Origin of the sequence: Methylobacterium nonmethylotrophicum, assembly GCF_004745635.1 — a bacterium.
Lineage (GTDB): Bacteria > Pseudomonadota > Alphaproteobacteria > Rhizobiales > Beijerinckiaceae > Methylobacterium > Methylobacterium nonmethylotrophicum.
Genome location: NZ_SRLB01000006.1, coordinates 150,432 through 166,658 on the forward strand (window position 1 = coordinate 150,432; position 16,227 = coordinate 166,658).

Below are 16,227 nucleotides of genomic sequence, written 5' to 3' on the forward strand. Positions count from 1 at the left end.
TGCCGACCGGAGACGATACTCTGGGTCACCCCGTCCTGGACCGTCGGCGACCGCCCGGACAACGGGCTTGCCAGCATGGCCGGCCTGCGCTTGAGTCACGGCCGGGCGGCGCGGGCCGAGGGCACGCCGGGCGCGCCGGGCCTCCGCGCGGGGGCGCCCCTTCGAGTGCTGCACCCGCGACCACCGCGCGGGCCCTCCCGTCCCGGAGCCTCTCATGGATCAGGCCAAGCTCGCGGCCCTTCGCGCCCGCTACCTCGACGCGACCGGCGGCGACATCGACGACCCGGACTTCGCGAAGGCGGCGGCGCAGCAATTCAGCGAGAGCGACCGGCGCAAGTGGCCCTTCGCGGACCCGGCCACCTTCCTCGACCTGCCGTACCGCCCCGAGGCCGCGACGCTGCCGGATTTCGGCGGCCTCGACGTGGCGCTGATCGGCGTGCCGATGGATCTCGGCGTCACCAACCGGGCCGGCGCCCGCCACGGGCCGCGGGCGGTGCGGGCGGTGGAGCGCATCGGTCCCTACGAGCATGTGCTGCGGATGACGCCGGCGGCGGAGCTGACGGCCGCCGATATTGGCGACGTGCCGTTCCGCAGCCGCTTCTCCCTCGAGAGCTGCCACGAGGACATCGAGGCGTTCTTCGCCACCGTGGTGAAGGCGGGCGTGGTGCCGCTCGCGGTCGGGGGCGACCACTCGATCAGCCGCGCCACCCTGCGGGCGGTGGGCGCGGGCCGGCCGGTCGGGATGATCCACATCGATGCCCATTGCGACACCGGGGGCGTCTACGAGGGCTCGAAGTTCCATCACGGCGGGCCGTTCCGCCAGGCGGTGCTCGACGGCGTCCTCGATCCGGAGCGCACGATCCAGATCGGCATCCGGGGCGGCGCCGAGTACCTGTGGGAGTTCTCGTATGCCTCCGGCATGACCGTGATCCACGCCGAGGAGGTGGCGCAGCTCGGATTGCCCGCGGTGATCGCCCGGGCCCGCGAGGTCGCGGGCGACGGCCCGACCTACATCTCCTTCGACGTCGACAGCCTCGATCCGGGCTTCGCGCCCGGCACCGGCACGCCCGAGATGGGCGGGCTCACGCCGCGCGAGGTGCTGGCGCTGCTGCGGGGGCTGGCTGGATTGAACGTGATCGGCGGCGACGTGGTCGAGGTCGCGCCGCAATACGATCAGACCAGCAACACCGCGCAATGCGCCGCGCAGGTGCTGTTCGAGTTGCTGTGCCTGGTGGCGGCGGGGCGGCGTCGCCGCGGGTAGGGACCGCGGCGCCGGGGGCGCCTCACCCCCCGGCCACGCCCTGCGTGTCGACGTAGACCGCGTAGAGCGACTGGCTCGCCGCCATGAACAGACGGTTGCGGTGGCGGCCGCCGAAGCAGAGGTTGGCGCAGCGCTCCGGCAGGCGGATGCGGCCGATCAGCGTGCCCTCGGGGTTGTAGACCATGACGCCGTCGAGGGCGTCGGTGCCCATGCCCCAGCCGCACCAGAGGTTGCCGTCGACGTCGCACCGGAAGCCGTCCGGCGTGCCGGGGCCGGCATCGATGTGGACGCGCCGGTTCGTCAGGGTCGTTCCCTGGACGTCGAAGGCGAGGATGCGGCGGTTCGGCTGCGCCCGCGACTCGACGAGGTAGAGGATCGATTCGTCGGGGGAGAAGCACAGGCCGTTCGGCCCGGCGAGGTCGGTCGCCACCGCCGAAAGCGCCCCGGTCGCCGGGTCGAGGCGGTAGACGTTCTGGGGCGATTCGGGCTCGGCCCGCTCGCCCTCGTAGTTGCCGAGGATGCCGAAGGGCGGGTCGGTGAACCAGACCGCGCCGTCGGAGGCCACCACCACGTCGTTGGGCGAGTTCAGCCGCTTACCCTCGTACGCGTCGGCCAGCACCGTGATGGCGCCGTCATACTCGGTGCGGGTCACCCGCCGCCCGCCATGCTCGCAGGTGACGAGGCGGCCCTGGCGGTCGCGGGTGTTGCCGTTGGCGAAGTTCGACGGCTTGCGGAAGACCGAGACCGCGCCGCTCTCCTCGTCGTAGCGCAGGATGCGGTTGTTCGGGATGTCGCTCCACAGGAGGTAGCGCCCGTCGCCGAACCAGACTGGGCCCTCGCTCCAGCGGCAGCCGGTGGCGAGGCGCTCGACCCCGGCGCTGAACACCCGGTAGCGGGCAAACGAGGGGTCGATGACCTCGATGGCGGGGTCGGGATACCGGGTCGTCGGCGTCCACACGGGGGCTGTCCTCCTGTCGTTTCTTCGTGCGGCGGACCTTCGCGGTCCGCCGCCTCCGATGCAAGCCGGGTTCAATGCGCGGCGACACCCGCCGGCAGCGGCTGCGCCGGCCGGCGCTCGCCCAGCATCAGCCAGACCACCAGGAGCGCGACGAGGTCGAACACCGTCAGGCAGGCGAAGAGCGGCTCGAAGCCGATGCGGCCGGCGAGCTGCCCGATCAGCAGCGAGAACAGCGCGCCGCCGAGATTGCCCGCCATGCCGCAGAGGCCGGTCGTCGTCGAGAGCTCGTGCGGGGCGAAATGGTCGGTGACGACGGCGTAGGGCAGGCTCGACAGCATCTGGTGGGCGAAGGCGCCGAGCGAGAACAGGCAGATCGCCGCGAAGGGGCTGGAGGCGAGCCCGATCAGCCCCGGGCCGACCATGCAGACCGCCCCGATGCCGATCCCGGCGATGCGCGAGTTGGCGAGCGAGATCCGGAAGCGCCGGCTGAGGCAGGGCGAGAGGTAGCCGCTGAGCACGCAGCCGAGATCGGCGGCGAGGAACGGCAGCCAGGCGAAGAGCGCGAACTGCTTGATGTCCATGCCGCGCGCGCTGACCATGTAGAGCGGGATCCAGTAGCTGAAGGTCTGCCAGGCCGGCTCGGTGAGGAAGCGCGCGACCGCGATGCCCCAGAACTGCCGCCGCCCGACCACCGCCTTGACCGGAGGCTTGGGCGGCGCCGCCCGCGGCGCGTCGGCGCCGATATGGGCCCGCTCGGCCTCGGACAGGCCGGGATGCGCCTGCGGATCCCGGTAGAACAGCCACCACAGGGCCGCGACGCCGACCGACAGGAGCCCCGTGACCACGAAGGCGACCTGCCAGCTCCAGGTGAGCGACAGCCACACCACGAGGGGCGGGGCGATCATGGCGCCGATCGATGAGCCGGTGTTGAACCAGCCGGTGGCGATCGAGCGCTCCTTCGGGGGGAACCACAGGGTCGAGGTCTTGACCGCCGAGGGGATCGCCGCCGCCTCGCCCAGGCCCAGCAGGCCCCGGAAGGCCGCCATCGCCTGCCAGTTGCCGGCGAGCGCGTGCAGCGCGCAGGCCGAGCCCCAGACCAGCGCGAACAGGCAGTAGCCGGTGCGCAGGCCGATGAGGTCGGTGAGGAAGCCGGCCGCCGGCTGCATCACCCCGTAGGAGATCTGGAACGCCGCGACGATGAACGAGTACTGCTCGGTCGAGAAGCCGAGCTGGTCCTTCAGCAAAGGCGCCAGCACGCCGAGCGTGTTACGGTCGAGGGAGTTGACGACCGTGCCGAGGCCGACCAGCGCCAGGATGCGCCAGCGCAGGCCGCTCGGCTTCGTCGATGATGGTCGCCGGCCGCTGACCTCGGCCATCCGCGTCCCCCTCTTCTGTGGCGTCATTGCCGGCCGGGCCGGAAACAATGCAGAATCAAGGCCCTGCGCCGGTCCGGTCTTCCTGCCGGCGGGGGCCGCACGGAGCGTCTTGGTGATTATCGATATCGATAATGCCTGATAAGGGAGGGGGCATGACCGAGGCCGGAGACATGATCGCCGCCGCGTCCGTGGGGCCCGAGAGGCCCGGAGCGACCGTTCCGGTCGCCGCTCGCCCGCTCCCGCCGCGGGCGCGCCGCCACGCGCAGGTGGCCGACGGCCTGCGCCGCGTCATCATGCTGGGCGAGACCGCCCCCGGGGCGGCCCTGCTCGAACTCGAACTCGCGGGCCGGTTCGGCTGCAGCCAGGGCGTGATCCGCGAGGCGCTCCTGCTGCTTCAGGAGGAGGGGCTGGTGCAGCGCTCCGGCCACCGCGGCACCCGGGTGTCGGACCTGAACCCCGAGGAGGCGGTCGAGATGCTGCGCCTGCGCCGCGACCTCGAATGCCGCGCCGCCCGCCGGGCCTGCGCGCGCCCGGCCGGCCGGCCTGGGACGCTCAGGGCCGACCTCGAGACCCAGCTCGCCCTGATGGAGGCGGCGGCCGGGGCCGGCGATCCTTATGCGCTCGCCCAGGCCGACCGCGAGTTCCACCGCCGGCTCTTCGCCGAGGCCGGCTGGCCCGGCCTCGAGCCGATGCTGCTGCGCTGCCTGACCCACAACCACCGCTTCAAGCTGATCGCCGGGCCGGCCGACCTGGCCCACACCGCCCAGCGCCATCTCGGCATCCTGGAGGCGGCGGAGAGCCGGGACGGGCCGGCGCTCGCCGCGGCGCTCGCCCATCACGTCGCGACGATCCTTGACGACGGGCCCTCGCTCCTCGACGACGAGGCGTGATCCGCGCCGTCCAGGTGCGCCACCAACGACAGTGACACGGGAGGAAGCATGAGCGAGGCAGCAGGGATCAGGGTCGCCCTGTCGGGGGCGGGCGGTCAGATCGGGGCGGTGCTGCGGCCGCGGCTCATCGCCGCCGGGATCGTCCTGCGCTCGGGTGGGGGCCCGACGGCGCTGACGCCGCTGTCGGAGGCCGAGACGGTGACGACCGGCGACCTGCGCGATCCCGAGGCGGTCGACCGGCTGCTCGCCGGCACCGAGGTCCTGGTGCACCTGGCCGGCACCAGCGTCGAGAAGCCCCTGCCGGAGGTGATCGAGAACAACCTGATCGCGCTCCACGCGGTCTACGAGGGCGCCCGCCGGCACGGGTTGCGGCGCGTGGTCTTCGCCAGCTCCAACCACGCCTTCGGGATGCATTCGGTCGACGACCGGCTCGCCATCGACGCGCCGTTCCGGCCCGACGGGGCCTACGGCCTGAGCAAGGCCTGGGGCGAGCTGATGGGGCAGATGTACTGGGACCGTCACGGGATCGAGGGCGTGGCGTTGCGCATCGGCAGCGCGCTCCCGCGGCCGACGGAGTTCCGCCACCTCTCGACCTGGCTCGGCCACGACGACCTGACCCAGCTCGTGCTGCGCAGCATCGCGGCACCGGTCCCCGGCACCATCGCGGTCTGGGGCGCCTCGAACAATCCGCGCAGCTACTGGGACAACAGCGCGGCCGCGGCCGTGATCGGCTACCGGCCGACGCAATCGGCCGAGGACTATGCCGAGGAGATCCTGGCCCGGGAGAATCCCCTCGACCCGATCGCCCGCACCCTCCAGGGCGGCAGCTTCACGACCATGGACTACACGCCGGAGGCGGAGCGGCCGCGGCGCGAGGGATGAGGCCAGAGGTGAGGATGGAAGGGGTGAGGGCGGGCTCGTCCGCCGCACTGGTCGGAGACGGTCGCCTCCCATAAGGTGCCGCTGCCCAAGCTCGTGAGAGCTTCGGGCATCGCTCGGCAGAACCGCATGGCGCAGTTCTGCCGGGCCTCTTGTGTCTGCATCAGTGTTGCCGCCGAACCGGTGGTCACTCGGCATCGGCCGTAAAAGGCCGGCGGAATGATGCTCAGCGGCGAGGGCAGCCATGCGGTCTGTGCAACCGGCGGAACTCACGGCCTGCGACAGGGAGCCGATTCACATCCTCGGCACCCTGCAGCCGCACGGTTTCCTGCTGGCGCTCGAAGGGCCGGAGCTGCGCATCGTCCAGGCCAGCGCGAACCTGCCCGACCTGCCGGGGCGCCCCGCCGCCCGGGCGCATGGCCGGCCCCTGTGCGAGGCGCTGCCGGAGGTCGGGGCGCCGATCCTGGAGGTGATGGCGACGCAGCTCGGCCGCGACGGCGCGGCCTATCTCGGCACCCTGGTCCTCGAGACCGGCGACGGCCCCCGCGCCTACGACCTCGCGGCCCACCGCTCCGGCGCCCTCACGGTGCTCGAGTTCGAGGAGAGCGCCGGCGAGGCCGCCCCCGGGAGCCTCGACACGCTCTATCCGCGGCTGCGGGCCTTCATCGAGGCGCTGCACGGGGCCGGCAGCGTCGAGGAACTGTGCGGGCTGCTCGCCGCCGACATCCGCCTCCTCACCGGGTTCGACCGCGCCCTGGTCTACCGCTTCGACCGCGACCAGCACGGCACCGTCGTGGCGGAGGACGGCAACGGCGTCCTGCCCTCCTATCTCGACCTGCGCTTCCCGGCCTCCGACATCCCGGCCCAGGCGCGGGAGCTCTACCGCCGCAACCGCCTGCGCATCATCCCGGACGCGGCCTACGAGCCGGTCCCGATCGTCCCGGCCCGGACGCCCTCGACCGGGGCGCCCCTCGACCTCAGCCAGTCGGTCCTGCGCAGCGTCTCGCCGGTCCACGTCGCCTACATGCGCAACATGGGCACGATGGCCTCGATGTCCGTCTCGATCCTGGTCGAGGGCGCGCTCTGGGGCCTGATCTCCTGCCACAACAAGACGCCGCGGCGGGTGCCGCTCCAGACCCGCAACGCCTGCGACATCCTCACCCAGACCTTCGCGCTGCAGCTCGCCGCCAAGGAGCGCGGGGCGCTGGCCGAGCAGCGCCTGGCGCTCGGCGCGATCCAGGCCCGCCTGCTCGGCTTCATGGCCGAGGAGGAGAACTTCGTCGAAGGGTTCCTGAAGCACCCCGGGGACGTCCTGGCGCTGGCCAATGCCGGGGGCGCCGCGATCGTGACCGACCAGCGCTGCCACCTCGTGGGCCGCACGCCCACGGAGCGGCAGGTGCGCGGCGTCTACGACTGGCTCTCGTCCGAGCATGCCGGTGAGGCCGTCCACGTCACCGACGCGCTCTCCGAGGAATACCCGCCGGCGCGCACCATCGCCGACACGGCGAGCGGGCTCCTCGCGATCTCGATCTCGGAGAAGTACGCCAGCTACGTCCTGTGGTTCAGGCCCGAGGTGGTGCAGACCGTGCGGTGGGGCGGCGACCCGACCAAGGCCGCCACCAAGGACCCGGCCGGTGGCCCCGACCGGCTGCACCCGCGCCAGTCCTTCGAGACCTGGAAGGAGACCGTGCAGGGCCGCTCCCTGCCCTGGTCGGTGCCGGAGGTCGACACCGCCAAGGACCTGCGGGGGGCGGTGCTCGGCATCGTGCTGCGCCGGGCCGAGGAGCTGGCCGCCCTCACGGAGGAGCTGCAGCGCTCGAACAAGGAGCTCGAGGCCTTCTCCTACTCGGTCAGCCACGACCTCAGGGCGCCGTTCCGCCACATCGTCGGCTATGCCGAATTGCTGCGCTCGCGCGAGGGCGACCGGCTCTCGGACCGCGGGCGGCGCTACGTCGACACGATCGTCGAGGCGGCGTTCGCCGCCGGCACCCTCGTCGACAACCTGCTGACCTTCTCGCAGATGGGCCGCAACGCCCTCAACCGCATCCCCTGCGACATGAACCAGCTGGTCGAGGAGGTGCGCCGCCGGCTGATCCGGGACATTCCCCTCGAGCGGGCGATCCGCTGGCAGGTCGGGCCGCTCGGCCAGGCCCGGGCCGATCCGGTGATGATGCGGCTCGTGATCGAGAACCTCCTGTCGAACGCCGTCAAGTACACCCGCGGGCGGCAGGAAGCGGTGATCGAGGTCGGGCGCGAGGGGGACCGCGACGGCGAGGCGGTGTTCTACGTCCGCGACAATGGCGTCGGGTTCGACATGGCCTATGTGAACAAGCTGTTCGGCGTCTTCCAGCGCCTGCACCGGGTCGAGGAGTTCGAGGGGACGGGCATCGGCCTCGCCAATGTCCGCCGCATCGTCGAACGCCACGGTGGACAGGTCCGGGCGGAGGGCGCGCTCGACCACGGCGCCACCTTCCACTTCACGCTTCCCACCCGTTAGAGAGGCGTCCTCAGAGAGGTATCATGGCGGACCTCAAGCCGATTCTCCTCGTCGAGGACAATCCGAACGACATCGAGCTGACCCTCGCGGCGCTCGAGAAGAGCCAGCTGGCGAACTCCATCGTCATCTGCCGCGACGGCGCCGAGGCGCTCGACTACCTGCGCCGGCAGGGCCCGCACGCGGAGCGGCCGGTGCAGGACCCGGCCGTGGTGCTGCTCGACCTGAAGCTTCCCAAGGTCGACGGGCTCGAGGTGCTGGCGGCGGTGAAGGGCGATCCCCGGACGCGGGCGATCCCGATCGTGATGCTGACCTCCTCGCGGGAGGAGAGCGACCTCGTGCGCTCCTACCAGCTCGGCGTGAACGCCTTCGTGGTCAAGCCGGTCGGATTCACGGAGTTCTTCGAGGCGATCCAGGATCTCGGGGTGTTCTGGGCCGTGCTCAACGAGCCGCCGCCCCACCGGGCGAGCTGGTCCTCCGGTGACTGACGCCCTGGCGCCGGAGGACGGCGCGGCGCCCCTGCGCATCCTGCTCCTCGAGGACAGCGACCTCGACGCCGAGCTGCTCGCCGCCAGCCTTGAGGATGCGCGCGTGCCGTGCGCGATCGACCGGGTGATGACCCGCGACGGCTTCGCGGCCGAGACCGCTCGCGGCTGTCACGACATCATCCTGGCCGATTACGTCCTGCCCGCCTTCGACGGGATGAGCGCGCTCGCCGCCGCCCGCCGCAACTGCCCGAACGTGCCGTTCGTGTTCGTCTCCGGCACCCTCGGGGAGGACGTGGCGGTGGAGGCGCTCAAGCACGGCGCCACCGACTACGTGACGAAGCAGCGGCTCGACCGGCTGCCGCGGGTCGTCCTGCGCGCGCTCGCCGAGGCCCGCGCCCACGTGCTCGCCCGCAACGCCGAGCAGGCCCTGCGCGACGTCAACGAATCCCTGGAGCGGCGCGTCGCCGAGCGGACGCGGGAGCTCGCCGAGGCGAACGCGGCGCTGCAGCACCAGATCGCCGAGCGCGAGCGGGTCGAGGGGGCGTTGCGCCAGGCCCAGCGTCTCGAGGCGGTGGGCCAGCTCACCAGCGGCGTCGCCCACGACTTCAACAACCTCCTGACGGTGATTGCCGGCAACATCGAGTTCCTGGAGCGCGCCGTCCCGGACGAGCGCTCGAAGCGCCGCCTCGACATGATGCGGGGCGCCGCCGAGCGCGGGGCGCGGCTGACCGCCCAGCTCCTCGCCTTCTCGCGCCGCCAGAAGCTCGAGCCGAAGCCGGTGCAGCTCAACCGCACCGTCGCGTCGATGCGCGACCTCCTGCAGAGCTCGATGGGCGGCTCGATCCGCATCGAGATGACGCTGCAGCCCGACCTCTGGCCGGCTCTCGTCGACGCGACCCAGATCGAGCTCATCATCCTCAATCTCGCGATCAACGCCCGCGACGCGATGGCGGTCGGCGGCTGCCTGACGATCGAGACCGCGAATGTCTCGCTCGCCGCCGAGCCGACCCGGCCCGAGCAGCCCCTGCCGGGCGACTACGCCATGGTGGCGGTGAGCGACACCGGCACCGGCATCCCGCCCGAGGTGCTCGCCCGGGTGTTCGAGCCGTTCTTCACCACCAAGGAGGTCGGCAAGGGCTCCGGCCTCGGCCTCGCCCAGGTCTACGGCTTCGCCAAGCAGTCGGGCGGCGGCGTGCGCATCGATACCGAGGTCGGCGAGGGCACCTCGGTGCGGGTCTACCTGCCGCGGGTGACGGCCGATGCCGTGCCGGAGACGCGCCCGGCCGAGATCGACTGCGCCCTGCGCCGGGGGCCCGGCGACCGCCGGGTGGTGCTCGTCGTCGACGACGACGGCGACGTCCGCGACATCACCACGACGCGCCTGCGCGAGGCCGGCTACGCGATCCGCGAGGCGGGCTCGGGGCTGGCGGCGATCCAGTCCCTCGAGGTCGACCCCTGCATCGACCTCGCGGTGCTCGACTTCGCCATGCCGGGCATGAACGGCGTCGAGGTCGCCGGGGCGATCCGGAGCCGCTGGCCGCAGATCCGCATCCTGTTCGTCACCGGCTACGCCGACCACACCGCGCTCGACAAGGTCGACGGCGGCACCGAGGACCGGGTGGTGCAGAAGCCGTTCCGCGGCGACGACCTCGAGCGCAAGGTCGCGGCGCTCCTCGAGGCCCGGCCGCCGCTGAAGCTCGTGGCCGGCGGAGCGGGGCGGCTTTAGCCGGGGTAGCGGGGCCCGCCGCTGTCCAGGGGATGTCGTCGCAGGCCGACCGCGGCGCGCCTTCACGTCGTCCCGGGGCTCGCCGAAGGCGGGAACCCGGGATTCGTCGCAGCTGACGCAGAAGAACGAGGGATGGGCGTTCCGCTTCGTCTTGCTTCATCGGCGATGATGGTTCCCGGGCTCCGCTGCGCGGCGCCGGGACGACGGTGGCGGTGTCGTCGTTGCGTCGAGACGATGGCCCGAGGAACGCGCCACCGCGTCAAGCCGCACCGCAGACGCCCCCGATCCGACGTGCTACGGTCCGTATCGATAAGGACCGACTCGCACGCCCGGCCGGTTCATCGGAGGACAACCCCGCATGGCAGGAGCCCCGTCGCTCCCGTTCCGCACGGACCGTCCGGCCGCCCCGGCCGCGGATCCCGTGCCGAGCGACGGCCATGAGCCCTCCGTGATCACGAGAGACCGCGCGCCCGGATCGCGGGCCGTCCCGGGTCCCTCCGGCGCGTCGGCCATCCCCACGCTCCAGCATCGCATTGCGAGGTTCCCATGACAGTGACCAAGTTCGGCCTCGGCCAGCCGCTGCGCCGGGTCGAGGATCGTCGCCTGATCACCGGCGAGGGCCATTACGGCGACGACCATGCCCCCGAGGGCTGCCTGCACGCCGCTTTGCTGCGCAGCCCGCACGCCCACGCCAAGTTCACCGTCACCGACCTCGAAGCCGCCCGGGCGATGCCCGGCGTGCACCTGGTGCTGACCGCCGAGGACGTGGCCGGCCTCGGCGACATCAAGTGCCAGGCGCCGCTGCCGAACAGCGACGGCAGCCAGAACCACGTCGCCAACATCCCGCTGCTGGCCAAGGGCGTCGCCAAGCATATCGGCGACGCCGTCGCCTTCGTGGTCGCCGACACCCTCGCCCAGGCCCGCGACGCCGTCGAGGCGATCGGCATCGACTACGAGGTGCTGCCGGCGGTGGTCGGCATCCGCGGCGCGATCTCGGGCGGCGGCACCGCCGTGTGGGACCAGCAGCCCGACAACGTCTCGTTCGACGCGACGATGGGCGACAGGGCGCCCGTCGACGCCGCCTTCGCCAAGGCTGCCAAGGTGGTGCGGGTCGAGGTCGAGAACCAGCGCCTCGTCACCAACTACATGGAGACCCGCAGCGTCGTCGCCGAGTACGATGCGGGCACGAAGCGCTTCACCCTCACCATCCCGAGCCAGGGCGTGCACGGCCTGCGCAAGACCCTGACGGGCGTGCTCGGGGTCGGGAAGGACCAGATCCGCGTCGTCACCGGCGATGTCGGCGGCGGCTTCGGCACCAAGACCTTCACCTACCGCGAATATCCCCTCGCGGCCGAGGCCGCGCGCCGGCTGGGCAAGCCGGTCAAGTGGGTCTCCGAGCGGGCCGAGCACTTCGTCGCCTGCACGCAGGGCCGCGACAACCTCTCGGTCGGCGAGGTCGCGCTCGACCAGGACGGCACCTTCCTCGCCATGCGCTTCGACGTGATCGGCGATCTCGGCGCCTACCTGTCGCAATACGGGCCCTACATCCCGTATCTCGGCGCCACCATGCTGACCGGCGTGTACAAGACGCCGGCGGTGTTCGTCCGGGTGCGTGGCGTCTACACCAACACCGTCCCGGTCGACGCCTATCGCGGCGCCGGCCGGCCGGAGGCCGCCTACCTGATCGAGCGCCTGGTCGACCGGGCGGCGCGCGAGACCGGGATGTCGCCGGCCGAGATCCGCCGGCGCAACTTCATCCCGCCGAGCGCGATGCCCTACACCACCCCGATCGGCGACCGCACCTACGACACCGGCGACTTCGCCGGCCATATGGGCCGGGCCATCGAGGCGGCGGACTGGGACGGCTTCGCGGCCCGCGTCGAGGAATCCCGCCGCAACGGCCTGGTGCGCGGCATCGGGCTCGCCACCTACATCGAGTGCACCGCCTGGGGCGAGGGCGAGGACGTCAAGGTCACCCTCGACAAGGACGGCGGCGCGACGGTCTATGTCGGCACCCAGTCGAACGGGCAGGGCCACGCCACGGCCTATGCCCAGTTCGCCGCCGAGCATCTCGACCTGCCGCTGGAGCGCATCCGGATGGTCCAGGGCGACACCGACAAGGTGGCGACGGGGGCCGGCACCGGCGGCTCGCGCTCGATCCCGGTCGGCGGCATCTCCGTGGGCGCAGCGTCGAAGAACCTCGCCGGCAAGCTCAAGGAGCTCGCCTCCGAGGAGCTGGAAGCGGGCATCGGTGACCTCGAGATCGCCGAGGGCGCGGTGAGGGTGGCCGGCACCGACCGGTCGATCGACTTCGCGGCGCTGGCGAGCCTGCCGAAGGCCACCGAGGCGATGCTGACCGGCCAGGGCGACTTCGTGCCGCCGAGCGCCACCTACCCGAACGGCACCCACGTGGCCGAGGTCGAGATCGACCCGGAGACCGGCATCACCGAGATCGTGCGCTACACGGTCTGCGACGATTTCGGCATCGTGGTGAACCCGCTGCTCCTCGCCGGCCAGGTCCATGGCGGGGTGGTGCAGGGCATCGGCCAGGCGCTGCACGAGCGCACGGTCTACGACGCGGACGGCCAGCTCCTGACCGCGAGCTTCATGGACTACGCCATGCCGCGGGCCGGCGACGTGCCGTTCTTCCACTTCGAGACCCGCAACGTGCCCTCGACCACCAACCCGATGGGCATCAAGGGCGCCGGCGAGGCCGGCAGCATCGGCTCCTGCCCGGCGGTGATGAACGCCGTCGTCGATGCCCTCGACCGCAGCGTGGGCCTGCGCGACATCGACATGCCGGCGACCCCGGCCCGGATGTTCGCGGCCCTCGCGCCCCTGCGCAAGGCCGCGGCGGCCTGACGTCACGCAGGAAGCCCCGGCACCATGACGCGGCGCCCGGCCACCCGGCCGGGCGCCGCTTCCATTTCTGCCGGTCGGCCGCCGGTGAGCGGCGCCCCTACGGCACCGTCGCGGCTCCGACCCGCTCGCCCGCCGGCTCCGGCAGGCCGAGGAGGCGGGCGAGGTCCGGCGCGGCGCCGCCCGCCAGCAGGTCGGCGAGCGTGATGCGGTCGAGCACCGCCAGGAAGGCCGCGAGCGCCTCGCCGAGGGCATGGCGCAGGCGGCAGGCCGGGGTGATGGCGCAGGCCCCGCTGCCGAAGCACTCGACCAGCGCCAGGTCCTCCTCGGTCTGCCGCACCACCGCGCCGATCACGATCTCGGACGGGGGGAGGGCGAGGCGCAGTCCGCCGCCGCGGCCCCGGATCGTGCGCACGAGGCCGAGCCGCCCGAGCTGGTGCACCACCTTGGTCAGGTGGTTCTCCGAGATGCCGTAGGCCCGGGCGACCTCGGCGATCGAGCTCTGTCGCGGCTCGTTCGCCCCGAGATACAGCAGGGTGCGCAGGGCATAGTCGGTGTAGCGCGTCAGGCGCATGAGTGCCGTCTCCGCCTCATAACATGTAATTTCTATACACCTTCTGGGCTCCGGATTAGAAGGTTCGGAGCAAATATACCTTTGAGCGCCGCCATGCCGTTCCCTCTGAGCCCCGCCACCATCGCCCTCGTCAAGGCCACCGTGCCGGCTCTGGAGGCCCAGGGCCTCGCCATTACCCGCCGAATGTACGAGCGCCTGTTCCAGGACCCGGCGATCCGCGACCTGTTCAACCAGTCGCATCAGGGCGAGACCGGGTCCCAGCCGAAGGCCCTGGCCGCCGCGGTGCTCGCCTATGCCCGCAGCATCGACGATCCGGGCGTGCTCGCCGGCGCCGTCGAGCGCATCGCCCAGAAGCACGTTGCCCTGACGATCCAGCCCGCGCATTACCATTCCGTCGCCGAGGCGCTGCTCGGGGCGATCCGGGACGTGCTCGGGGCGGCCGCCACCCCGGAGATCTGTGCCGCCTGGGGCGAGGCCTACTGGGTCCTGGCCGAGATCCTGATCGGCCGCGAGGCCGCGCTCTACCGCGATCACGCTTCCCGTCCGGGCGGCTGGACCGGCTGGCGCGACTTCCGGATCGAGAGCGTGATGCGGGAGAGCGAGACGATCCGCTCCTTCGTGCTGGTGCCGGCGGATGGCGGGCCCGTCCTGCGCCACCAGCCCGGCCAGTATCTGGGCATCCGGTTCGACCTGCCGGGCCGGGGCGTGCTGACGCGCACCTACTCGGTGTCCTGCGCGCCGAACGACCGCGCCTACCGCATCACCGTGAAGCGCGAGGGCGAGCCGGGCCGGCCCGCCGGCGCGGTCTCGTCCTGGCTGCACGACGCGGCCGGTCCCGGCACGGTGCTGCCGGTGGCCGCCCCGGCCGGCGACTTCGTCCTCGACCGCGACTCGGGCGCGCCGGTGGTCCTGGTGAGCGGCGGCGTCGGCCTCACGCCGATGATGAGCATGCTCGAGACGATCGGCGCCGAGACGCCGGAGCGGCCGACCTGGTACGTCCACGGCGCGCGGGACGGCCGCGTCCACGCGATGGCCGAGCGGGCCCGGGCGCTGGCCGCCGGCCACCCGGCGATCCGCCTCCACACGGTCTACGAGGCGCCGCAAGGGTCGGACCGGCTCGGTACCGACTACGACGCGGCCGGCCGCATCACTCCCGACTGGCTCGTCGCCCACACCCCGGCGGCGGAGGCGACCTATTATCTCTGCGGCCCCAAGCCGTTCCTCGCGAGCCTCGTCCACGGCCTCGCGCGTCTCGGTGTGCCGGAGACGCGGATCCGCTACGAGTTCTTCGGGCCGGCGGACGAGCTGTCGGAGGCGGTGCGGGAGGCGGCGTGAGACGCTTTCCGCTTGATCTATCCCGACCCGAACAAGGCGCGGGATCCCCTCATACACACGGGAGAGGGGAGACGTGCTTTCTCTCTATCTGAACGCATCTGTCGACAATCGTGTGGGATCGAGAGATGCAGTCGATGATCAGATCTGTGCTTGAATGTGATCGACGAGACTGACGATCTCCATCGTCATCCCGGGGCCGCGCAGCGGAACCCGGGACGACATCGAGGGCCGCAAGTCCGATGCGCGCGGCGAACCGCCTGCGGCTCACGCCTCCGCCAGCACCCGCGCATTCCCCCGGATCGCCGCCTCGCTCACCGCGATCCCGAGGCCCGGTCCGCGCGGTACCACCACCGCGCCGGCCTCGACCGGCACGCGCTCCTCCAGCACGTCCTCGGTGAGCACGTGGTGGGGCATGTAGAACTCGCAGCCGAGCGAGATGCCGGGCGTCGCGGCGATGAGCTGGGTGCCGGCGGCGAGCGCGATGCCGCCCTCCCACAGGGTGCCGCCATAGCCCGGCAGCCCCGCCGTCTCGGCGATCGCCATCAGCCCTTGCGCCTTCAGCATCCCGCCGCACTTCATCAGCTTCACCGAGACCGCGTCGGCAGCCTGGCGGCGCACCACCTCGAGGGCGTCGGCGGCATCGAAGCAGCTCTCGTCGGCGAGGATCGGGGTGTCGAGGGCGGCGGTGAGCGCCGCCATGGCATCGAGGTGACGGCGGGCCACCGGCTGCTCGATGAAGGTCGGCCGGAACGCCTCGACGTCGCGCAAGATGCGCAGCGCCCCGAACGGCGGGAGCGCCTGGTTGTAGTCGACCCTGAGGTCGATCCGGTCGCCGAAGGCCGCCCGCATCGCCTCCAGATGGGCGAGGTCCTCGCCGTGGGGCTTCACCCCGGTCTTCACCTTGAACAGGCGGTGGCCCTGCGCCGTCATGGCGTGCATGCGGGCGAGGTCGGCGGCGAAATCCGGATCGGCGATCGAGAACGAGAGCGGGATCGTGTCGCGCACCCGGCCGCCCAGCAACTCGGCCACCGACAGCCCGGCGGCGTGGCCGAGGATGTCGAACAAAGCCATCTCGACCGCCGCCTTGGCGTCGGTGTGGCCGGTGAGCGCCCGGTCGAGGTCGCCGGCGAGCGCCCGCACGGCCCGCGCCGAGCGGCCGAGGACCAGCGGGCGGAGATAGGTGTCGAGGGCCGCGAAGGCGCCCTCGGCGGTGCCGGTGAAGACCTCCCAGGGTGCGGCCTCGCCCCAGCCGACCACGCCCTCGCGGGTGGTCAGGCGCAGCAGCACCCGCTTGACCGTGCCCTTGACGTCGCCGACGCCCTGGCGGCGGGCCATCTTGATCGGGCTCTCGATCAGGACGACGCGCAGGTGCTCGATGATCAGGTCG

At 72.1% G+C, this 16,227-nt stretch carries 12 protein-coding genes; 8 read left to right on the forward strand and 4 right to left on the reverse strand.

The features are described from left to right. The first annotated feature begins 214 nt into the window (after positions 1-214). A complete protein-coding gene (gene speB / locus EU555_RS09530; protein WP_135414430.1) occupies positions 215-1,261 on the forward strand; it encodes an agmatinase in 1,047 nt (348 codons plus the stop codon). Between the two features lie 22 nt (positions 1,262-1,283). Here speB and EU555_RS09535 read toward each other — a convergent pair whose 3' ends face one another. Both EU555_RS09535 and EU555_RS09540 read right to left on the reverse strand, forming a co-directional pair. Further along, entirely contained in the window at positions 1,284-2,219 is a 936-nt protein-coding gene (locus EU555_RS09535; protein ID WP_135414431.1) for an SMP-30/gluconolactonase/LRE family protein, read from the reverse strand. 71 nt (positions 2,220-2,290) lie between these two features. Then, entirely contained in the window at positions 2,291-3,595 is a 1,305-nt protein-coding gene (locus EU555_RS09540; RefSeq protein WP_135414432.1) for an MFS transporter, read from the reverse strand. Positions 3,596-3,747: 152 nt separating this feature from the next. On the opposite strand from EU555_RS09540, the gene EU555_RS09545 reads away from it, so the two are divergent. From EU555_RS09545 to EU555_RS09570, 6 genes are all read left to right on the forward strand, one after another. After that, a complete protein-coding gene (locus EU555_RS09545) occupies positions 3,748-4,485 on the forward strand; it encodes a GntR family transcriptional regulator (RefSeq protein ID WP_245524219.1) in 738 nt (245 codons plus the stop codon). A gap of 48 nt (positions 4,486-4,533) precedes the next feature. Beyond that, a complete protein-coding gene (locus EU555_RS09550; protein ID WP_135414433.1) occupies positions 4,534-5,367 on the forward strand; it encodes an NAD-dependent epimerase/dehydratase family protein in 834 nt (277 codons plus the stop codon). A 241-nt stretch (positions 5,368-5,608) separates the two neighbouring features. Continuing rightward, positions 5,609-7,861 (forward strand): ATP-binding protein, encoded by a 2,253-nt coding sequence (locus EU555_RS09555; protein ID WP_135414434.1) that lies wholly within the window; start codon positions 5,609-5,611, stop codon positions 7,859-7,861. A 23-nt stretch (positions 7,862-7,884) separates the two neighbouring features. Further along, a complete protein-coding gene (locus EU555_RS09560; protein WP_135414435.1) occupies positions 7,885-8,346 on the forward strand; it encodes a response regulator in 462 nt (153 codons plus the stop codon). Next, on the forward strand, positions 8,339-10,072 hold the full coding sequence (locus EU555_RS09565) for a response regulator (RefSeq protein ID WP_245524220.1): 1,734 nt from the start codon (positions 8,339-8,341) through the stop codon (positions 10,070-10,072). Before EU555_RS09560 ends, EU555_RS09565 begins: the two co-directional genes overlap by 8 nt. Positions 10,073-10,618: 546 nt before the next feature. Beyond that, a complete protein-coding gene (locus tag EU555_RS09570; RefSeq protein ID WP_135414436.1) occupies positions 10,619-12,934 on the forward strand; it encodes a xanthine dehydrogenase family protein molybdopterin-binding subunit in 2,316 nt (771 codons plus the stop codon). 97 nt (positions 12,935-13,031) lie between these two features. Here EU555_RS09570 and EU555_RS09575 read toward each other — a convergent pair whose 3' ends face one another. Further along, positions 13,032-13,505, reverse strand: coding sequence for an Rrf2 family transcriptional regulator (locus tag EU555_RS09575; protein WP_135414437.1), 474 nt, complete (start codon positions 13,503-13,505; stop codon positions 13,032-13,034). A 93-nt stretch (positions 13,506-13,598) separates the two neighbouring features. Here EU555_RS09575 and hmpA point away from each other — a divergent pair, with 93 nt between their 5' ends. Then, positions 13,599-14,840 (forward strand): NO-inducible flavohemoprotein, encoded by a 1,242-nt coding sequence (hmpA, locus tag EU555_RS09580; RefSeq protein WP_135414438.1) that lies wholly within the window; start codon positions 13,599-13,601, stop codon positions 14,838-14,840. A gap of 264 nt (positions 14,841-15,104) precedes the next feature. Here the strand turns inward: hmpA and EU555_RS09585 are convergent, their stop codons facing one another. Continuing rightward, positions 15,105-16,175 (reverse strand): enolase C-terminal domain-like protein, encoded by a 1,071-nt coding sequence (locus EU555_RS09585; RefSeq protein WP_135414614.1) that lies wholly within the window; start codon positions 16,173-16,175, stop codon positions 15,105-15,107. Between the last annotated feature and the right edge of the window lie 52 nt (positions 16,176-16,227).